Origin of the sequence: Mucilaginibacter daejeonensis (assembly GCF_020783335.1) — a bacterium.
Taxonomy (GTDB): Bacteria; Bacteroidota; Bacteroidia; order Sphingobacteriales; family Sphingobacteriaceae; genus Mucilaginibacter; species Mucilaginibacter daejeonensis.
On record NZ_CP086068.1, the window covers coordinates 1,972,313 to 1,994,790 of the forward strand.

11 protein-coding genes are annotated in these 22,478 nt (G+C 49.1%); 10 read left to right on the forward strand and 1 reads right to left on the reverse strand.

The genetic code is table 11. The features are described from left to right. Positions 1-43: 43 nt before the first annotated feature. The gene (locus LLH06_RS08410; protein ID WP_228172851.1) at positions 44-1,246 is read left to right on the forward strand and encodes an acyltransferase family protein; all 1,203 of its coding nucleotides are present in this window, start codon (positions 44-46) and stop codon (positions 1,244-1,246) included. A 69-nt stretch (positions 1,247-1,315) separates the two neighbouring features. On the opposite strand, the gene LLH06_RS08415 is transcribed toward LLH06_RS08410, so the two are convergent. Then, entirely contained in the window at positions 1,316-1,627 is a 312-nt protein-coding gene (locus LLH06_RS08415; RefSeq protein ID WP_228172852.1) for a GntR family transcriptional regulator, read from the reverse strand. Between the two features lie 314 nt (positions 1,628-1,941). On the opposite strand from LLH06_RS08415, the gene LLH06_RS08420 reads away from it, so the two are divergent. The 9 genes from LLH06_RS08420 (at position 1,942) to LLH06_RS08460 (ending at position 22,477) form a co-directional block, all read left to right on the forward strand. Continuing rightward, a complete protein-coding gene (locus tag LLH06_RS08420; protein WP_228172853.1) occupies positions 1,942-5,688 on the forward strand; it encodes a hybrid sensor histidine kinase/response regulator transcription factor in 3,747 nt (1,248 codons plus the stop codon). Between the two features lie 562 nt (positions 5,689-6,250). Continuing rightward, positions 6,251-8,374, forward strand: a complete 2,124-nt coding sequence (locus tag LLH06_RS08425; RefSeq protein ID WP_228172854.1) for a fasciclin domain-containing protein — start codon at positions 6,251-6,253, stop codon at positions 8,372-8,374. Between the two features lie 17 nt (positions 8,375-8,391). Further along, entirely contained in the window at positions 8,392-11,673 is a 3,282-nt protein-coding gene (locus tag LLH06_RS08430) for a SusC/RagA family TonB-linked outer membrane protein (RefSeq protein ID WP_228172855.1), read from the forward strand. 14 nt (positions 11,674-11,687) lie between these two features. Beyond that, positions 11,688-13,187, forward strand: coding sequence for a RagB/SusD family nutrient uptake outer membrane protein (locus LLH06_RS08435; RefSeq protein WP_228172856.1), 1,500 nt, complete (start codon positions 11,688-11,690; stop codon positions 13,185-13,187). Between the two features lie 24 nt (positions 13,188-13,211). Then, entirely contained in the window at positions 13,212-14,930 is a 1,719-nt protein-coding gene (locus LLH06_RS08440; RefSeq protein ID WP_228172857.1) for a fasciclin domain-containing protein, read from the forward strand. 45 nt (positions 14,931-14,975) lie between these two features. Further along, positions 14,976-16,511: a fasciclin domain-containing protein gene (locus tag LLH06_RS08445; RefSeq protein ID WP_228172859.1), complete on the forward strand. Its 1,536-nt coding sequence runs from the start codon at positions 14,976-14,978 to the stop codon at positions 16,509-16,511. Between the two features lie 16 nt (positions 16,512-16,527). Then, positions 16,528-19,749, forward strand: coding sequence for a SusC/RagA family TonB-linked outer membrane protein (locus LLH06_RS08450; protein ID WP_228172861.1), 3,222 nt, complete (start codon positions 16,528-16,530; stop codon positions 19,747-19,749). A gap of 31 nt (positions 19,750-19,780) precedes the next feature. Beyond that, the gene (locus tag LLH06_RS08455) at positions 19,781-21,592 is read left to right on the forward strand and encodes a RagB/SusD family nutrient uptake outer membrane protein (protein ID WP_228172862.1); all 1,812 of its coding nucleotides are present in this window, start codon (positions 19,781-19,783) and stop codon (positions 21,590-21,592) included. Positions 21,593-21,793: 201 nt separating this feature from the next. Beyond that, the gene (locus LLH06_RS08460) at positions 21,794-22,477 is read left to right on the forward strand and encodes a DUF421 domain-containing protein (RefSeq protein ID WP_228172864.1); all 684 of its coding nucleotides are present in this window, start codon (positions 21,794-21,796) and stop codon (positions 22,475-22,477) included. The last annotated feature ends 1 nt before the right edge of the window (position 22,478 follow it).

Below are 22,478 nucleotides of genomic sequence, written 5' to 3' on the forward strand. Positions count from 1 at the left end.
TGTGGATCGGATAGGGTGATCGCAAATCTGATCGCTGTGCTACATGACCCAACAACCTTTACCTAAGTACATCCCGGCGCTCACGGGCGTACGTGCCCTGGCTGCCTACCTCGTTTTCATCTCGCATTACGACTATGTTTTCGATGGTAGCTTCCCGCATATCGTGCAAAGATCTCTACAAGAGTTCCACATAGGGGTAACTATATTTTTTGTGTTGTCGGGCTTCCTGATCACTTATCGATATTATTATAATTTTTATCTCACGTCCGATCGGTTCAGGCAATATCTTAAGAATAGGATCGCTCGCATATACCCGATGTATTTCCTGCTTACGATCTGCGCTTTTGTATATGATTACTTGACTCGTGATGCAAATGCCGGTAGCGCCCTGCCCAACACTTTTGTTCTCTTGTTGATGAACCTTACATTTTTAAGAGGGTTCTTCAATGACCTTAAGTTCACGGGCATAGCACAAGGGTGGTCGCTCACAGTAGAGGAGTGTTTTTATTTTGCGGCACCTTTTGCTTTTTGGTTCCATAAACGATACAAAAAGCTGCTCTTGCAGCCGGTGGTGATCATTGCCACAGGTGCTTTGCTGGTACTGATGTTTGGCCATTTAGATTGGTATGGCTTCTTCGGCAACATGACCTTTATGATGATCCATACCTTCTTTGGCCGCTGTTTCGAGTTCTTTGCGGGAATATATCTGGCGCTCGTGTTATTGAACAAGGGGATGCCTAATGGTAATAGGTCGAATTATACCTACCCGGCGTTCGCACTGATTTTTGTTTGTCCGGTCGTGATGGGATTGCTACCCATACCTCATGGATGGTCGGCAGGGTTACATCATCCGATAGGCATCGTGATCAATAATTTTGTGCTTGCTTCAGTGATCGCCATATTCTTTTATGGATTGATCACCGAAGCCACCTTCCTGAAAAAGGCGTTAGCCTCACCTTTAGCCGAGCTGTTGGGTAAAAGCTCTTTCATCTTTTACCTCATCCATCTTGGCTTTTTTCGTGATCTGCTGAATAATGGTCTCAACCTGTTGAATGATCAGGTATTCGAGTGGTATGACCGCCGCCGGCTCGACTGGCATTCTCCGTTCGAGAACGATGTGGTGAACCTGGTATTGCAGTTTGTTCTCCTTAACCTGATCTCTATATTTTTGTACAAGTGTATCGAGGAGCCGTTGAATCACCGTATCCGAAGGTCCAGTTTATTGATACGGCCTAAGCAGCGCTGATCAACTGTAAATAAAAATGGCCTGTACTTGTGATCAAGCACAGGCCATTGGCTATAGTGGGCAGATCAATTAACGCTTGGCAAAAAAGCCACTCCCTTTGATCCATACCACCAGGTTGTGGCTATTCAATTGGTTGTACGCTCTGAAAGCGGTAGACGGGGCAATGCCCAACAATTTGCTTAAGGTATTCAATGACGGCAAAGGCTGGCTGCGATCAAAACTGGCGTTCTCGATAAGTTTTTGTAACTGCTGCGCCAATTGTGATGAAATAGGAACAGCCGACTTTACATTGATCTTGATCTTGTTGAGGTCGATAACGCCCGAAAAGGATGGTGCCCTTTTTGCTGGCCGCTCGGTCAGGTAAGTAGAGTTAGTATACATAGCTTAATAATTGGTTGGTGTGGCCTGTAGCCGGCGTTGGGTTCCGGCTTATTGGTTATATCCAAAATTACCGGGCTGACGTTTTTGAGTCCGGTAAAAACGTGTCATAATACCATGAGAATCGTGTCAAACTGCCTAAAAACAGTGTTTTTATTCCAGAAATGCACTGTTCTAATTTATTAGACACCCGGCACAGCGATCACATAAATTTCTTAGATTTGAGATACCAATTATTAAAAAACATCATGCTACTGTACGGCGCATGGTCGTTGAGCAAAGCCAACTGACCGGTCGGAAATAGCATGTCGACCTTTATGTCTGATCTGACGATATTTTACCGGGTGATCCGCCTTGTGCTCATCGCGTTGCTTGTGCCGCTGTGCGTGGTAGCGCAAACGCCTGAATTGCGTTTCGAGCAAATGACATCAGAGAATGGCCTGCCGCAAAACACCATACATGGTATATCAAAGGACAAATATGGTTTCATGTGGTTCGGCACGTGGTCGGGCCTTTGTCGGTTCGATGGCTACAAGTTCCGCATTTACCGGTACGACCCTGCCGATAAGAACAGCATCATAAACAGCCGGATCCACAACGTTATCACGGATAAGAACGGCGATCTGTGGATAGAGACCTTCGATACCAATATCATTTGCCGTTACAACTATCAGCACGATAATTTTGAACGCTACCCGCGCAAAGCGATAGCGCCCATGCTACTTACCCTGTTGAATCACCGTACGCATTGTCGTAACGTGGAATTTATATATGGCAACACCAAGTGGGAGATGGACGATGAGGCGAATGCCCTATTAGAGACCGACCTTAGGACCGGTATCCGCAAGCCGCGCCTCTCTGACCGTATGGACCGCTGGTCGCTCAATGATAGTTATGTGACCGATATCTATCTGGATGATAACCAATTATTTTGGGTGGGTACCTTTAGTAATGGCTTCAACAAGGCCAACCTGAAAGGAAAACCATTCCATACCCACTATCAGCACTCGGCCGGGTCGACCTCGGTAGCCGATGATATCGTCAGGTCTATAACCGAAGACAAATTTGGTAACCGCTGGATAGGTACGCGCGATAAGGGTGTGATCATGGTTAGGAAAGACCATTCGACCCTACAATTCAGGGCGGTACATAAGGATAGCTCAACCTTAAGCAGCGACCTGATCAAAACGGTTTTCAGTGACTCGAAAGGCCGCACCTGGGTGGGCACTAAAAAGGGCTTGGACCGGTACGACCCGACGAACGGGCAATTTAAACATCGCAGGATCGACCTACCGCCCAACCTATCGGTCTACGGGGTAATGGAAGATGAGGGCCATGATCTTTGGATATCAACATGGGGCGGCATCTACCAATATGTAACAGCGACCAACAAGCTGAAGTTTTTCGACCCAGCCAAAACACTGGCCAGTTCGCACGTGGTCACTATTTTGAAGGATCACCGTAAGCAACTTTGGGTGGGTACCGAAGGCGGCGGGGTGAGCGTGCTGAAATTGAATAAAGCTGGCGAACTGGAGACCGTGAGATACCTTTATCATGATGATGGGAATAAGAATTCCCTCAGCGACGATAGGGTGTACAGCATATTTGAGGACGCCGAACGCTTCATATGGATCGGTACCGGCAACGGACTAGAACGCTTCGATCAGCAAAAAGGCACCTTCAAACATTTTTCGGTGTCACCCAACGGACTGTCGAACGCCACGATCGCTGGGATCACTGAAGATGATAATAGCAATATTTGGCTGAGCCACAAGCGGGGCATATCGCGCATCAATAAAAGAACCTTTGCTGTGCGGAACTATTCGGCTCATGACGGATTGCAGAGCAACGAGTTCTCCGATGGAGCGGTATTTAAAAGTCCAACCGGAATGCTGTATTTCGGCGGTAATAGGGGGTACAACACCTTTTATCCTGATAGCATCCGCGATGATCATACCATTTCGCCCATCGTACTTACCGAATTGCAGGTATTGAACATACCGGTGGAGGTAGGTAAGGAGGTGAACGGACGGGTATTGTTGTCGAAGCCGTTATACCTCAACAACGAGATAGCACTTGATCACAAGGACAAAAGTATCGCCATTGAGTTCGCGGCGCTTGATTATGCCAGTCCTAAAGGCAACCGTTATGCCTACATGCTGGAAGGCTTTGATAAGGATTGGATCTATACTGATGCATCCAGGCGGGTAGCTACTTATTCCAATCTATCCAGCGGTAACTACACGTTCAAGGTACGCGCGGCTAATAGTGACGGGATTTGGAACCCTCAGCCACGGGTGCTTACTATAAAAGTGTATCCGCCGTGGTGGGCAAGCGGCTGGGCCTACCTGGCTTATGTGATCATAGCCGCACTTATTTTGCGTGCGGTATACATCTATTTTAGACGCTTTATTGGCTTGAAGGCCAAATTGGGGTACGAAGCGCTTGTTCACCAAAAGGAGTTGGAGTTGCATCAAAGCAAGATCGAGTTCTTTACCAATATATCGCACGAGATCAAGACGCCGCTATCGCTCATTTTGGCACCTATCGAACAGTTGAAGGAACAGATCGGCGACGACCCTAAAGCGAGTGGTCATCTGCAAACCATGGGCGCTAATGGTAGCCGGTTGCTCAAACTGATCGATCAATTGCTGGACATCCGCAGGCTGGAGAGCGGCCATGAGGTGTTGCGCAAGGAACAGACCGAGATCATCGGCTTCATCGAACAGGTCATCAGTTCATTCAAACGCTTCGCTGCCGATAAGAATATTGCCTTGGAACTCGTGACCGATATCCGGAAGCTTTATATATCCTGCGATCGCGACAAGGTAGAGAAGACCATCGTGAATCTTTTATCCAACTCGTTAAAGTTCACCAATAGCGGTGGCGCAATTCAGGTAGGATTAGATGTCGTGCGGACAGGCACAAAGTCGGAAGTGCAGATCACTGTTACCGACAATGGCTGTGGCATAGCTCAGCAAGATCAGGAGCGTGTGTTCAAGCCGTTCCAACAGGCCGGAGCGCTCAACAGGGGAGGGACCGGACTTGGGCTTTCGTACTCACGCGCTTTGATCGAGTTGCATGGCGGAACCATCACAGTGGCCAGTGATCAGGCAAACGACGGCTCCCGATATACCCGCTTTACAGTGACCATTCCTACTGTTGTTTACTCAGAGGATGAGTTATTGAATAGGGAGGTGAATGAAGAAGCATCTGCGCAGATAGAGTTGCCAGACACCTCTGATGCTTTGCCAATGCCGGTGAACGAAAGGGTAGATATAGACGGCCGCCTGCCCCTGATCCTCTTAGCCGAAGATAATTATGAGTTACGCAAATATCTAAAAAGCTGTTTTGTAGACAACTACCAGATACTGGAGGCCGAGAATGGCCTGCAAGCGCTTGATCTTTCCCGCCAGCATTTGCCCGACCTGATCATCAGCGATGTGATGATGCCGGAGATGGACGGCCTAGAGTTTTGCCGCAGGATCAAAGGCGACGCCTATACCAGTCACGTACCGGTCATCCTGCTTACTGCGCGTGCCCCTATCGAATACCAGATAGAGGGTATAGAGACCGGTGCAAATGATTACATGACCAAACCCTTCAACGTAAGGCTACTGAGTCTGAAGATGCGTAATCTGTTGTTGGAGCAACAGAAGTTGCGCGACAAGTACAAAGCAAAGGTGGTGATCCAGGCGCAGGTGAACGATGCGGTATCGCCTGATGAACGATTGCTCGACCGTTTGGTACGGTATATCGACGAAAGGATAAGTGATACCGACCTGGGTGTAGATGACCTTTGCAATGAGGTGGGCATGAGCCGCAGTCAGTTGTATCGCAAGCTAAAGGCGATCAGTGGACTCACCGTAGCTGACATGATCAGAAGCATCAGGCTAAAGCGGTCGCAAGTATTGCTGAAGGATAGCCGATACAACGTTAGCGAGGTGGCCTACATGGTAGGCTTTAACGATGTGGACTATTTCCGTAAATGCTTCAAGGCCGAGTTCGCGGTCTCTCCGTCGGAGTTTGTTAAGGCCTCATCGATGGCAGACGGCGTTAAATGATGGGATCCACTTCATAGAACACTGAATCGTCTTCTTTGATCAAATCCCAACGATCTTTTTTAAAAGTGAACGAAATACTATGACCGTTTTTTAAGCCGTAGGCCGTCTCTCTGTAATATATTGTCCAGAAACTTGACAATATTTTAAGAACTCACCAAGCGATCTGACAATATGAAAAAAGTGCATGTGTTCGCAGACAGTGCAGGACGGTTGCGGCTAAGGTTGTCAATAATTTAGTTCTCGATAAGATAGTATATCGCATTGCCAATATCATATACTACCTACTTAACCAATTAAAACCCAACGTATGAATAAACTTTTACCTGATCTTTCCGGGCTTGCTGCAACGCTCTATTTGATAATTGTTGAACCGATACTTATCAAGTGAAATACGAGCGATCAGTTAGCTCTATCCCTTTCCCATTAATCATTCCATTTAAAATTTAGACCTCGTATGAAGTGTAAATTACTTAGAGATCTTTGTGCCCTTTTTTGCCTGCTAATACTCTTTACAAGTTGCAGAAAAGCTGCCTTTGAAGAGTATTACGGCCGTCCTGACAATTTGCAACCACCCATATATCAGGTGCTGGACGCACGGGGCAACTTCAAGACGCTCCTGACCGTGATCGACCGCTCGGGTTATAAGAACACACTGAGTGCCGCCGGTTACTGGACCTTTTTTGCACCTAACGATGCAGCTTTTCAAAAATACTTTACAGATAACAACCTTACGCTGGCAGCTATAGACTCAACGGCTGCCCGTAAGATCGTGACCTACTGTTTGGTGTTCAACGCTTTCAAGACCGACCACATTGCTGATTATCAATCGCAGGCGGGCTGGGTGGCTAACAATGCTTATAAACGCCGCACGGCATATTATGATGGTTTTTACACCGGCGATGGTCCGGATGGCAGTTCGACCGTGCTGCTGTCGGCCAACCGGAACGCAGGTAATAACGCCACCAATTTTGTTTTTGGCGATAACAATAACAAGTATATACCATACTTCTATTCATCGTTCATGCAAGCCAAGGGTTTGAGTGCTACGGATTACAATTTTTTCTACCCTAACAGCACCTACACCGGCTTTAACGTTGCCGACGGCACTGTAGTTAACCGCGACATATTGGCCGAGAACGGCGTGATCCATGAGATCGATCGGGTGATATCGGCACTTCCGAGCCTGGAGCAGCAACTGGCCGGCAATAGCCAGTACAGTGAGTTCAGGAAGTTGGTAGAGCAGTACATGGTGACCTACACCCAAAATGCCGATGCTACTTCACGGTACAACACCCTTACCGGCAAAAGTAACAAGGTATATATCAAGCAATACTCCAACCTGTTGGCCTACGCTTTCGGTAACGAGAACTATGTCAAATTGCAGGACAACGATGGACAGACCGATGGATATTCTATGTTCATCCCCAACAACACGGTGTTTACGCAATACTTGAATAATACTATACTTGAGTTCTATGGCGCCGTGAACAAGTTGCCGGGCAGCATCATTGCCGACCTGATCAACTCTCACCTGTTCGCTACATCTGTATGGCCGACCAAGTTCAGCACCACCAATAACTTTTTAGGCGAGCCGGCCCGGTTCAACGTGAGCAATAACATCATTGAAAAGAAGTTGTGCAGCAACGGTCTTTTCTATGGCACCAATCAGGTGCAGGCCGCCAACGTGTTCAGCACCGTGTATGCAAGGGCCTACCTCGATCCCAACTACTCGCTCATGACGCGCATCCTCAATAATGTGAAGATAGCAGTGACCAATCCGGGCATTCGTTATACGCTGTTCATGGTGCCTGACGCTACGCTGCGTGCCATGGGTTATGATTATAATACGTCGACCGCACAATTCACGTACACCCTCAACGGTACCACGACCAGCGGCAACGGTCCGCGCGATAACCTGCAAAGGCTGATCAACCTGCATATCGTACCAACGCCTAACAATGAGCTTAATAGCCTTGCCGGCCAAGGTATCATCGAGACCTACGGCAACGAGTACATCAAGTGGAACGGCAACACGGTATTCGCCGGTGGCAACGTAGAAAAGAACCAAACGATAGGAGTGGGTGGCAATCGTGATTACGTGAACGGACGGGTTTACTACCTGAGCAGCGGTTCTATGGAATATCCGGTAAATACACTGTCGTCACAGATCGCCAAATATGCAAATACCACTACTGCGCCATACTATGATTTTTATCAATATTTGATCAGTTCAACGGCTTACAACCCGACCAATCAGGAGATAGCAGGTTTGGTGGCGGGAGCCAGCTATACCATATTTATCCCTACCAGGGCCGCTATGCAACAGGCAGTACGTGACGGTTATTTACCCGGAACGGTATCTGGCAGCACCGTAACATTCACCTACAACCCATCATCAGCTGATGATAAAGCCAAGGTGGCGCGCTTCATACAATACCACATTCTGGATGGTGCCACCATAGCTACCGATGGCAAAAAGGCTTCTACCCAAAGCGGTTTCCCTACTTTTTTAACAAATCTATTGGGTGACAAGGTAGAGATGCTGGTGTACAATCAACTAAATAACATGACCGTTACCGACAGCTTTGGCCGCGTGGCCCGAGTAGTGAATGGCACCACGTCGAATAATCTGGGTACCCGCACCTTGTTCCACCAGATCGACAATTATTTAAGATATAACCTTTAATGATCAGCGACCGATTTATGAGAAAAACCTTATACCTAATTAATTACCTGGTCGTTGCTATCTCTATCCTCTCGGCTGTGCACGCACATGCGCAAACTGCCGAACGGGTACTGATCAAAGGCCGGATCACCGACTCAAGAGATAAACTGCCTGTGGTAGGCGCTACTGTGGTAGAGCAGGATAAAGACAAGCGTACCATTACCGGCGTAGCCACCGATATTGACGGTAACTTTGCCATCAAGGTAAGCGACGTTACGCACAAGCTTTCGATCTCCATCATTGGTTACAAGACCAAGATATTAGATATCGGCACCCGTAGGATCTTCAATACCACATTAGAATCCAACGCCAACTCGTTAAGTGAAGTGACCGTTTCGGCCCGCTCACAGGTGAATAACGGTAGCGGACTGACCATCGACACCCGCGACAAGACCACTTCTACTTTTACGCTGAACGCTAAGGATGTAGAGGAATTACAGGCCACCACCATTGATCAGGCCATACAGGGACGTGTTCCCGGTATGGATATCGTGTCGAACTCGGGTGACCCGGGTGCAGGTATGCAGATCAAGATCCGTGGTACCAGTACCATCAACGGCGCTACCAACCCTCTCATCGTGGTAGATGGTGTGCCCTTCGAGACCTCAGTGCCTTCGAGCTTTAACTTTGCTACCGCCGATAACACCCAGTATGCTGACCTTTTAAGTATCGCTCCGTCCGACATTCGGGATATATCCATCCTGAAGGACGCGGCAGCTACTGCGGTTTGGGGCTCACGCGCGGCAAATGGCGTATTGATCATTAACACCAAAAGAGGTACCAGGGGTGCACCGACCATCAGCTATACTTTTAAAGGTACCACTACCCAGCAACCAAGCGGTATACCGCTGCTTACAGGTGACCAGTATTCTACCTTCATCCCGGAGATGGTGATGAACGTTACGGGCGCTCCGTTGAACACCTTTACCAACAAAGAATTTGAATATGACCCGAGTAACCTGTATTACTATAAGAACTACAGCCAGAACACCGACTGGATCAAGGCTATCTCGCGCCGTGGTAATGTGTTGGACAATAACCTTTCCATATCAGGTGGTGGCGAAAAGGCCAGATACTTTGCCTCAGTAGGTTATAACAACCAGGTAGGTACTACGGTTGGTACAGGCTTGAACAGGTTGAACACCCGTTTGAATTTGGACTACATCGTGTCTGACCGTATTCGCTTTACCACGTTTGTATCGTATGCGCATACCAACACGCAGTACAACTACGCGGCAAGTAACAACGGTACAGGAAGCGATGGTGTGCGTTCTATAGCGGCCATCCGTGCACCTAACGGGTCAATTTATGAGTACAATGAGTTCGGAATATTAACGCCTAACTACTTTACACCGGCATCGAACGTTCAGGGTCAGTACCCTGCCACTTACAACCCGGTGGCTATGGCCAATTCGGCCATCAACACCCTGGTGAATGACCGTATTACGCCCCACTTTTACATCCAGTACAATGTGGTTCCGGGTATCCTAAACGCAACAAGTGATGTGGTGTTCGACATCAATAACGGTAAACAGAACCGTTTTTTACCTCAACAGGCTACTGGTCGTCCTTACACCGAAACCAACGTGAACAGGGCTTCTATCTCTGACTACGATACTTACAACATCGCCACGAAATCAAATCTGGTCTACACGCCAAAGCTGAACCCTAAGCACTCGTTCACCGGTTTATTGTCTATTCAAACCAATGACGTGCGTTCGTTAACGCAAGGTCAGCTGGCCACCAACACAGCGTCGGACCAATTGCAAGACCCCGCCTCACCGGGCCGGTTAACAAGCGATGGCGCCATCTTTTCATCGATATCGCAATACCGCACCGCATCAGCATTGATCAATGGTCAGTACAAGTTGCTCGATCGCTACATTATCAACGCGGCTTTACGTGGCGACGGTAGTTCACGCTTTGGTTCAAGTAAACGTTACGGTCTGTTCCCATCAGTGTCGGCACGCTGGCGTATATCGGGCGAGCCTTTCATGAAAGGTACCGAAAGCTGGCTTGATGACCTGAGCTTACGTGGTGGTTACGGCGAGAGTGGTAGTGCTCCCAATGGCGATTACCTGTTCTACAATAACTATGTGAACACCACTACCAATTACCTTGGGCAATCGGGTCTTTACCCTAACAACATCCAGTTAGATAACCTGAAGTGGGAGAACCTGCAGGGTATGGATGCCGGTATCAATATCATCATGTTCAAGAACCGTTTGAACGTTGACTTCGGCGTATACCGTAACCGTACCAAAGATCTGCTCACTACGATCAATTTGTCATCGTTCAATGGCTACAACTCAGTGTTGCTGAATGCCGGTACGCTGGATAATCAGGGTTTTGAGTTGAGTATTTTCAGTACGCCATACAAGTCCAAGGACCTCATCATTGACTTTAACTTTAACATCGCTACCAACGTGAACGCGTTGCGTTCAGTATCACCGTACTATCCTACGCAAACTGGTAATACTAATACCAACGGCTCGTACTTGTCACTGTTACAGGTGAACAATCCATTGGGGTCGTTCTATGGTTACAAGTTCAAAGGCGTTTACAAAGATGCCGATGCGACCATTGCCCGTGATGCCAATGGCAATAAGATACTGAGCCCTGACGGCAGACCGGTGCAAATGCGTTTCAACTACCCGGCTACTGATTACCAGTTCCAGGCAGGTGATTCTATGTACGAGGACATCAACCATGATGGTAACATCAACTATCAGGACGTGGTTTACCTCGGCAATGGGACGCCTAAATTCACCGGTGGTTTCGGTCCGACGTTCACCATTAAGGGTAACCTGAAGATACAAGCGTTCTTCAACTTCCGCACCGGCGGCCAGATCATTAACGGTACCAAAATGAGTACCACCAGCATGTATGGTTTCAACAATCAAAGTACTGCGGTACTGCGCAGATGGCGCGTACCGGGCGATGAGACCGATATGCCACGTGCCTTGTACCGTGCAGGTTACAACTGGCTTGGATCTGACCGTTACGTAGAGGATGGAACCTTCCTGAGGTTCCGTTCGGTAACCGCCCGTTATACCTTCAATAAAGCGTTAGCTCGCAGGTTAAAGACCAAGAACTTGAGTATGTACCTCACTGCTGAGAACCTGCTCACCTTTACCAAATATACTGGCCAGGACCCGGAGGTATCTACAAGAGGCGAGGGTATCACACAGCAAACGGTAGATTACTCGACCACGCCACCTCTCAAACAGTTCACTTTAGGTTTAACCGCATCATTTTAATACCGATCAAGCTTATGTTCAAAAAATTAATATTTCAAACGCTCCTGATCGCGTCACTTACTGTTTCGGTGAGTTCATGCAACAAATACCTCGAGCTACGCCCTCAGGACGGCATCACCCGCGATAAGTTCTGGCAGTCAAAAGAGCAGATCAAGTCGGCCGTTATTGGTTGCTATATCGCTATGCAAGTTCCGTTCGGTGGTCGCCCGGCGCCAGCAGAGTCATTCTTTGTTTGGGGCGAATTAAGAGCCGATATGATAGCACCAGGCCTGGGTATGGGTGTTGACGAATTGAACGTTGTCAATGCTACCATACTATCTACCAACGGTGTTACCGACTGGCGTAACTTTTACCGGGTGATCAATTTTTGCAACACCATCATCGATTTTGCGCCCGGCGTAAAAGATGTGGATGCCACCCTTACTGATACTGAATTGCGGGGTTACCTGGCCGAGGCGCTCACCATTCGTGCACTCATGTACTTTTACCTGGTTCGCAGCTTTGGCGATGTTCCGCTGAAGCTGAAGTCCACTTCATCAGACTCAGAACTTGTGCAGTTGGCTAAAACCCCACAACCAGATGTGCTGAAACAGATCGTTGCTGACCTTAAACTGGCCGAAACGTATGCGACCACTACTTACGGCGATAACGCCAGCGACAAAGGCCGCGTGACCATTTACACCGTGTATGCCATGGAGGCCGATGTGTACCTGTGGATGGATAATTACAACGAATGTATAGCCGCTACCGATAAGATCATCAACTCCAATAAGTTCGGGTTGGTAGCTGGTAACAACAACTCCTGGTTCAATATTCTTTATGGTGTGGGCAATTCCGCAGAGAGCATCTTTGAGCTCCAGTTCGATCAGCAATCGCTCAATCCATACTTCACCATGTTCTCCACCAACCGCAGGAGGTACCTGGCAGGTCCGAACACGCTTGATGAGGTGTTCGGGGTGGATCTGGTGAATGATATCAACTTTGACCTTCGTGGTATCGATGCTTCGATCCGTCCTGATGATCAAAGCATTTACAAGTACATTGGCTTAACGCCTGATGTGGCCCGTACGCAAGATGTGTCATACGCGCACTGGATATTTTACCGCTATGCCGATATTTTACTCTTGAAAGCAGAAGCTTGTGCACAGATCGGCAGGGGACAAGATGCACTGACCATCATCAACACTTTACGTACACGTGCCCATGCCATCACTGTATCGGCTGAGAGTCCGTCGCCCGAAGATGTGGCTGGCGTGACCAACTACGTATTGCGCGAACGTGCCCGCGAACTGGCTTATGAGGGTAAGCGCTGGTATGACCTTTTGCGTAATGCCAAGCGTAATAATTACGCCCGCCTCGACCTATTGACCGCGGCAGCCATCAGATCGGTACCCGGTACCGTGCAGCAATCGGCGCTCAACAAATTGAAAGATAAGAACAGCCATTACTTTCCGATCTTTCAGTACGAGATACAGACCGATCCAAACCTGATCCAAAATCCTTTCTACAAATAGTTAGTGAACTTAATTGTAAGCAAAATGAAAAAATCAATGCAACGGGCAATGCCAGCCATGATCGTAATGACCGGCATTTTGATGGCGTTTTTGTTGAATGGTTGCAAACGTGAACATATCACTTACGGCACTACTACAACGGTGAACATGTATAGCTACCTTGAACAGGACGCCAACCAATTCTCGATGTTCAAGCAGATCATTGATAAGGCGGGTTACTCGAGCTTCCTGAACACCTACGGCGCTTATACGCTGTTCGCCTCTACCAACGATGGCGTTAAGGCCTATCTGAAAGCCAGCGGCAAGACCAGTGTAGACAATATCGATGAGGCCACCGCCAAAAAGATCATCAGCATAAGCCTCATCTCTGACACCATAGGCACACAATTATTCACTGATGGTAAGATGCGTACACCTACGACTTCGGGCCAATACCTGATCACAGGTGCGGCTAATAACAGCGGCGTGTCAAGTATCACGATCAATCGTCAGGCTAATTTGGTGAAGGGTAACATCTCCACCGGTAACGGCCTGATCCATGTGATCGATAACGTATTGCTGCCAGCCTCGTTAACACTGGCTCAAATGGTGGAGCAGGACCCAAAATACTCGATCATGTCCGAAGCGTTAAAGGCCACCGGGTTTTATGACAGCCTGAACGTGGCCAGCACCGCCCAAACCAATGTAAGCCGAAAGTATCTGACCCTCATCGCCCAAACCAATTCTGTGTTCGCGGCGGCAGGCATCCCAGACTTCAGTACCCTGAAAGCTAAATATTCGACCACGGGCAACCCTAAAAATCCTACAGACAGTTTGTATCTGTTCGTGGCTTACCGCGTGTTCCCTGAACTGGCATATCTGTCTGATGTGGTGGCCGCATCGTCGCACCCTACACTGGCCCCATTAGAGGTGACCACCAGTATGCTCGACGGCGAGAAGGTGTTGTTGAACAACGATTACTTTAACGGTGTACTGGAGCCCGGCGTCCAGATCGACCGCTCATTGAGCGACAATTCAGCATCTAACGGTGTATTGCACTCGGCTGCTGCCAACTACAAGATCAAAGTGCGCAAACCTACAGCCATCTATTTTGACCTGGCCGATCAGCCTGAGATCCGTCGTGCACCAGGTGTGTACCGCGCATTGGGCAAGGGCACTGTGCCATACATCAACGGCGACCTTGCCGACGTGTCATGGAACTACAAAGGTGCTGCTGGAGAAAAGCTTTATTACGGTACCACCGCTGCGGTTCCTGCCGCAAGCGACTGGTACTACGGGTGTGACTTCCTGATCTTTGGTGACCGTTTTAGGCCAGGTACCAATGGTATGTCTGATATTACCTTCAAGACCCCGTTATTGGTTAGAGGACGTTACAAGGTTTGGGTAGATTGGAAGCGCAACGCCGGTAACTTACCTGTGGTAGTAAGCTTTGATAATCAGGCTTTACCTAACACCTTCGCCTATTCAGAAGTGGTAAGCGACAGGGATGGTGACGCTTTGCTCGAGACCAAAAACCTAAAGCGCTATACACAATCACCGTTGACCAGCAACTCGAACGGCCACGTGAGCAAGATGGTGGGCGTGATCAACGTGACCACTACCGACAGGCACTTCATCAAGTTTGCGGCCACCGGCGATAATGGTAGCGTGAACATTTGGATGGATGTGGTAGAGTTCAGGCCTATCGATATGCCAAGCCAGATATTGCCCAAGCTGACCCGCGACGGAAAGACCGCATTTTAACGATCAGCTGCTGATCAGATCAAACACATACTGACCGACCAATAAATGAATAATTATAAGAATAGATATATGCTGGCCCTCGCGTTACTGGTAAGTACGCTGTGGGCATGCAAAAAGCAATGGAGCGACCGCACTGCCGTGACCGACCAGCAGCTGGATAAGAACCTGATGCAAAAGATACAGGAGAATAAAAGCCTGAGCACTTTTGCCGGTTATTTGACCAAGTTGGGTTACGATAAGGTATTGGCCGCATCAAAGACCTATACCGTTTGGGCACCCGATGACCAGGCACTACAAAGCGTAGATCCGGCCGTAGTTGCCGATACCGCCAAACTCCGCGTATTCGTAAATAATCACATCGCCAACCTGGCGTATTTCACTGGCGATGCCAAGCCCACCTTGCGCATCCGTACCTTGAATGGTAAAAAGGTGAATTTTTCAGCCACCACGGTAGAGGAGGCCAACATCACCGCTCCTGATCAGTACGTGAGCAATGGTGTACTGCATGTAATCAATAAGGCACTATCGCCTAAGATGAATATCTCAGAGTACGTCAGGAATTTGAGCAACGTAGGTCTATTGCACAAGGGTTATCTGCTAAGGCAGGATACGTCTTATGTGGATACTTCGAAGGCCACGGTGGCCAGCGTTGATCCCGTTACCGGTAAGCCGGTGCTGGTACCCGGTACAGGTTTGGTGAATCAGAACAAATACTTCAGGAATGTGGCAGATCTGGCCAGCGAAGATAGTCTATACACCTACTTTGTACTTACTGACGCTGCCTACACTGCTGAGCGTAATAAGGTTAGCCGCTTCTTTGCCACCAGTTCTACTGATACCACCATGAATATACTGGCCGCTTATAACGTACTTAAGGACGTTGCGGTTAAAGGCTCGATCAAACAAGCTGATCTTACCACATCGCCGCTGTTTTCGGTCAAAGGCGTTGCCGTACCTGTAAATACCAGCGCGATCGTGCAGAGCTACACTGCCAGTAACGGCATGGTGTACGTGGTAAGCAGTATGGATTTTACGCTGAGCAGCAAGATCACCCCGATCGTGATAGAAGGGGAGAAGCCAAGCTTTTTCCAACGGAGCGATAGGCGTGATAATTACCAGTACCGCACCAAGAAAGATCCGAGCGGTAATATTTATCAGGATCTGATGGTGTCGGGAGCTAACCTGCCGGCATCTTACTTTGCGGCTTACAAGATCAGCAACCTTTACACCTGCCAGTACCGTGTAAGCTGGCGCTGCATTAATGACTTTGGCTACGCCACGCCGACCAATATATCGCAGCGTTTAGGTTTCAGCCAGATCACGCCGGCTGCGGGCACTACTACGTACACCTCGCTGGTGCAGTTCCCTTATACTGCCGTCACACCGTTGAATTATAACGAAGTGATCCTTACCGGTGCACCGGTAAGTGTGGTACCGGGCGCTACCATCAACTCTACCGGCGGTACCCTCAATGTGACCAAGTACAACTCGATCAACATGTTCTTACAGGGCAGCACCGGCACCGCGCTAAATACCAACATATTTACCGCCGATTACATCAAACTTACTCCTATACTTTAATACCACAGAGCTTACTATGCAAGATTTTACCAGATCAGTTTATTTGATACTATTCTTTATGTGCGTGCTTGGTGGTATTAAAGCCCATGCGCAAACAGATAGTTTGACCAGGCAGCAGGTGGATAGCGTGGCCCGTTACAAGGCTGATTCGTTGACCCGTGCACAGGGCAAAAAGATCAGCGGCGTTTTGAAAGATGCTGCCACGGGCAAACCCGTGTCAGGTATGAACATTAGCGTGGCCCAATACTCAGCCGCCATAAGCGACGAAAAGGGTGCCTTTACCATCAGCGTACCCAATTACGATGCATTGCTATTGATCAAGGGCCAGGACTATCAGCCTAAAGAAGTGCCGCTGAAAGGCCGCAACAAGTTGCCGGTGATCATATTGTTCGAGGATGCATACAACTCGATATACGATGTGGCTAAATTTCCTTATAACACCGTGCCACTGAACCAGACAGCTAATGCCGTTAGTTCCGTGAACACGCAAGGTGCTTGGGAGCCCACCAGCTTGGAAACGGCCGACAGCTACCTGCAGGGCAAAGTGGCCGGGTTGAACGTGGTGCGCCGCTCGGGCACGCCCAACATCGGTGCTAACCTTTTCCTGCGTGGCTTCAATTCACTGGTAGGCACTAACGCGCCTTTGTTAGTGGTTGATGGAATGATCTATGACACCTTCCATTACGGAAGCTCGATCATAAGAGGCCATGTGCACAATCCCTATGGCAACATTGACCTGCGCGATGTGCAGAACATCACGGTGTTAAAGGACGCCGCGGCAAGTGCTTACGGCACTAAAGGCGCCAATGGCGTGATCCTGTTATCTACCAATGGTAACCCGGCACTGGCCACCAAGATCGACCTGGGTATCTATAGCGGTTACAACTACATCAACTCTGGCTACCGTTTGCCAATGATGAAGGCCGGCGACTATCGTACATACCTGTCAGACCTGCTGCGCACCAGCAGCATGACACCGGAGCAGATCGCTGCACAACCTTACTTTAATGACAACCCGTCGGCAGCCGGTTATGCCGACTATCACAACGAGACCGACTGGCAAAAGCAAGCCTTCAAAAATGGCTTTAACCAAAACTATAATCTTCGCGTTTCGGGTGGTGATGATATCGCCCGCTATGTGCTGTCGTTAGGCTATGCCGACAATAAAGGCATCACCCGCATGACCGACCTGAGCAGGTTCAATACCCGTTTCAATGCCGACCTGAACATAAGCCAGCACTTTACCGTGAACGCTAACTTCTCGTTCACTTACAACCAGCAAACGCTTAAAGATCAGGGTGTGTCACCAAAGACCAATCCACTTTACCTGAGCCTGGTAAAAGCTCCTTTTCTGCGTGTAAGGCAAACCAACGCCGCCGGTGTCGAGTCGCCTAACTTGGCCGATGTGGACATCTTTGGCATCGGTAACCCGGAATCGGTACTGCTAAATGCTCAGGAATATAACCGCAACTACCGTTTCTTTGGTAATCTGAATTTTAAATATCAGTTCAACCGGTACCTGTCGGCACAAACGCTTATCGGTATCACTACCGATAAGGTAAGAGAGAGCTACTTCATCCCACGTGCCGGTGTGGCTAATGATACCACGGCCACCGCAATACTAGATAGCCGTTTGGGTAGCCAGGTGCAACGTTTGTACAACATTTACAGCGATACGCGGATCAATTACAGCCGCACCTTTGACCGTATTCACACCGTTGGTCTGAACTTGGGTACCCGCTACACACAGTATAACACCTCCACCAACTTCAACTATGGTTTCAATTCTGCTCTAGATCAGCTGATCTCGGTAGGTACAGGCGACCCCGCATTGCGTCGTACCGGTGGCGAACTGGGTAAGTACCGCTGGATAAATAACTATCTAACCGCTAATTACCAGCTGTATAACAAGTACATCTTCGCGTTCAACCTGAGTGCTGATGCCTCATCGCGATTTGGTAAAGAGGCTGATGGATTGAACGTAGGTGGCGTTAAGATGGCGGTGTTGCCATCACTTTCAGCTGCGTGGGTGGTGTCATCTGAGCGCTTCATGTCAAGCCTTAATTTTATCGAACTGTTGAAATTGCGTGCCAGCTATGGTCTTACCGGTAATGATGATATTGGCAACTATGCCGCACGCCAGTACTACGTGTCGCAGAACTTGTTAGGTATGCAAGGCCTGGTACGCGCCAGCTTTGGCAACCCTTACCTTCAATGGGAATTGAACAAAAAGCTCGACATCGGCTTTGATGCCTCTTTTATGCAAGAGCGTTTAAGCATCAGTGCCGACTATTACCGCAACACCACCAGCAAAATGCTGACCCAGGAGACCGCGCCATCTGCCTCAGGCTTATTGTATGTGATGAGCAACAACGGTGGTATGCGCACAAGCGGTGTGGAGTTGTCGGTGAACGGCCGTATCATCAGCACACCTAACCTTAAATGGGACTTGGGCTTTAACATCGCCACTTACCGCAACAAGATCACCGCGTTGCCGGGTAACAGCATGCAAACCTCGTACGCTGGCGCTACTATACTTACCCAGGTGGGTATGCCAGCGGGAGTATTTTACGGTTACAAGACCAACGGTGTTTATACCACCAATGCAGAAGCAGCTGCAGCCGGAATATCTTACCGCAATGCCAAAGGCGACCTGGTACCGCAGCGTGGTGGCGATATGCGCTTTGTTGATGTGAATGGCGACAAGATCATTGACGATGCTGATAAGCAAGTGATTGGTGATCCTAACCCTGAGTTCACTGGCGGCATCACTACAGGTGTGACCTACAAACGCTTCAGCATTAACGCTTTGGTGACCTTTACCAAAGGTAACCAGGTGTACAACTATACCCGTCGCCAGATCGAATCGGGCAGCTCACCGGCAAATCAATCATTGGCCATGCTGAACAGGTGGCGCGGCGATGGCCAGGTGACCAGCCAGCCACGTGCCTCATACGGCGACCCATCGGGCAATGCCTCGTTCTCTGACCGCTGGATCGAGGACGGCTCTTACATGCGTTTGCGCACCCTTTCGATAAGCTACGATGTGCCGCTGAAGTATAAAGGATTCAAGTACCTGAAGATCTATGCTACCGGTAACAACCTGGTCACTTTCACCAAATACCTGGGTTACGACCCTGAATTTGCGCCTACCGGCAATTTGCTTACCAACGGTATCGACAATACGCTGGAGCCACAGTTCAAAACGGTACAACTGGGCGTACGCATAGGCATTTAATTTTTGATAAGACCCTGATCTGAATAAGAACATGAAAAGACACTTACATACCATAACTATCCGGGTGTTATTATCGGCCGCCATGCTGATGACCTTCTCGTGCAAAAAAATGCTCGATATTGAACCTGAGACCAGTGTTGATATCTCTAACCACTACCGCAATATCAATGATGCTAACGCCGCCGTGATCGGTATCTACGGGCAGATATTGGGCATTGCCGATCGCTATATCATCTTGAACGAACTGCGTGCCGACCTGGTGAGCCCGACCACCAATGCTGATCAGTACCTGCGCGAGATCAGCACCCACACGGTATCGGCCAACAATCCCTGGGCCGACCCACGTCCATTCTACAAGATCATCCTGAACTGTAATGATGCGCTCAAGAACTTCGACATTATGGTGAAGGCCGCAAGGATGCGACCTGAAGAATATGCGCAACGCGCCGCCGATGTGAACGCCGTACGTGCCTGGTTGTACTTGCAATTGGGCATACACTGGGGCGAGGTACCTTATGTGACCGACGCCCTGGAAGATATCGATGCGTTAAAAGACCAAAGTAAATATCCAAGGTTAACGTTCAATGCCCTGCTTGATAATTTGATCGCCAGCGTGTCTTCGGGTTACCTCGACTACTATAGCGCGGCTACCACCACTACTGGAGCCACCAGCACCTCGCTGATCACCACGGTGGATGGTTACCCTACCAATTTGTTCTTCATTAACAAACGTTGTTTACTGGGCGACCTGTACCTATGGCGCGGCCGTTACACTGATGCGGCTACTCAATACCGCTATGTGACCGAGCAAGGCTACCGTAACGACGGAGCAAGCACCAATACCGGTTTCTGGCAGTTCAAACCTAACTACAACGTGTTCAACGTGGCTTATTCAAGAGCAGGCGACGAGACGTCACTGATCGATGACAATACTTCGGTATCAGGTTGGAGAGCCATTTTTGGCGCTGCTACCCAAGGCACAGAGGTGAACACAGAGTGGATATGGTCGTTACCCTTTGATAAGAACTTTGCACCGACCAACCCGTTGATCGATCTGTTCTCGAACCAGGGCGGACGCTACCTGCTCACCGCATCCCAATATGCGGTGGATAAGTGGAACTCAGAGACCCAGAACAATGGCTTCCCTTATGATGCCCGTGGCCGTTTCTCGGTACGTAACGTAGCAGGGCAACGTGTGATCATGAAGCCTTTATATAATTACCTTACCGGTGCCAACTTTACACCGGGCAGTGTTTTGCAAAAGCAAGGACGCTGGCTGTTGTACCGCTCAGGTACGCTTAACCTGCACTTTGCTGAAGCAGCTTGCCGCGACAATTACGTTGATGTGGCTTATTCACTTACTAACGCAGGCGTTTTGCAGGTTTTTAGCAGTATTTTCCCAACACCGGCAGCGATCAGTAGTGGCCGTAACGTACCTACTGACGCTACCAACATCATGATCACCAACAAACCTGCGCCTTATGACCTTGATGCCCGCTATGGCGATGTGCCATTGTTCCGTGCACCTTGGCACAGGCAGATCGGTACCCGTACCCGGGCCAACCTTACCCTGCTGCCGATCGATATCATCAACGGCGGACCGAACCGCGGTGGCGACATGATCCGTATGGAGAACGCCATCATTGACGAGGACGGGTTGGAATTGGCCTTCGAAGGCCAGCGCTGGGGCGATCTTTTGCGCATCGCACTTCGCCGCAACGACCCAAGCTTCATCGCTTCACGGGTATATCAGAAGTTGCTGCGTGATGGCAACGGCCAGGCCGGAGCGGCTCAGACCAAGCTAAGCACTGTGAGCGGACTTTACCTGCCGTTCAAGCTTTAAGCTCATATCAACCGATAAAAACTGACGATAGCCCGGCCAATGACCGGGCTATTTTTTTGAGGTAGGACGGAGGTCAACGTTACATTTAGAGGTGCCGATACACTGGCTTTGTAACTTTATCATACTAACGAATTAGGAGACCAAACAAATGGTGGTGTATTTTCTTATTAAGAAAATGTTTCACGTCTTAGCCGCTCTCCGTTGAAAAAGGAAGATATCAAACTCTGGGATATCGACCGTATCCTTTTTGGTCAGGAGGGCCCCGCCTTTTTGCTTGAGGTATTGGCACGTACATTCCTCACTTACATTATTTTACTATTTATAGTCAGGTGGTTAGGCAAGCGTATGAGTGGACAGTTATCCGTGCTCGAAATGGCGGTGATGTTAACCCTCGGGGCTATCGTATCGGTCGGGATGCAGATACCCGACCGTGGCGTGCTGCTGAGTGCTGCGGTGCTGCTTTTTATCCTGACCTTTCAAAGAGGCTTGGCGTGGCTGGGTTTCAAAAGCCGCAAGGTAGAGAACCTGACCCACGGAACGCTGGATATATTGGTGATGGATGGCATTATGCAATTAGAAGCCATGAAGCGCTGCAGCATTTCGCGTCAGCAACTATTTGCACACTTACGCACCAAGAATATAACGAACCTGGGCGCGGTGAAGAGGGTGTACCTTGAAGCCAGTGGACTATTCAGCATTTATTGTGCTGAGGACGAACGCCCCGGTCTGCCGCTATATCCACCTATAGATGAGAAGATATTGAACGGACGGCTAAACGACGAGCTGGTATCATGTACCCACTGCGGACTGACCTGCGCCAAAGAACCCCACCAGCCCCATTGCCAGGATTGCGAAGCTAACGAATGGACCGCCGCTATCCGATGAA

Coding starts and splice junctions, on each gene's coding strand:
- LLH06_RS08430 (WP_228172855.1), top strand. CDS start 8,392: ATGAGAAAAACCTTATACCTAATTAATTACCTGGTCGTTGCTATCTCT.
- LLH06_RS08440 (WP_228172857.1), top strand. CDS start 13,212: ATGAAAAAATCAATGCAACGGGCAATGCCAGCCATGATCGTAATGACC.
- LLH06_RS08415 (WP_228172852.1), bottom strand. CDS start 1,627: ATGTATACTAACTCTACTTACCTGACCGAGCGGCCAGCAAAAAGGGCA.
- LLH06_RS08450 (WP_228172861.1), top strand. CDS start 16,528: ATGCAAGATTTTACCAGATCAGTTTATTTGATACTATTCTTTATGTGC.
- LLH06_RS08445 (WP_228172859.1), top strand. CDS start 14,976: ATGAATAATTATAAGAATAGATATATGCTGGCCCTCGCGTTACTGGTA.
- LLH06_RS08435 (WP_228172856.1), top strand. CDS start 11,688: ATGTTCAAAAAATTAATATTTCAAACGCTCCTGATCGCGTCACTTACT.
- LLH06_RS08455 (WP_228172862.1), top strand. CDS start 19,781: ATGAAAAGACACTTACATACCATAACTATCCGGGTGTTATTATCGGCC.
- LLH06_RS08410 (WP_228172851.1), top strand. CDS start 44: ATGACCCAACAACCTTTACCTAAGTACATCCCGGCGCTCACGGGCGTA.
- LLH06_RS08420 (WP_228172853.1), top strand. CDS start 1,942: ATGTCTGATCTGACGATATTTTACCGGGTGATCCGCCTTGTGCTCATC.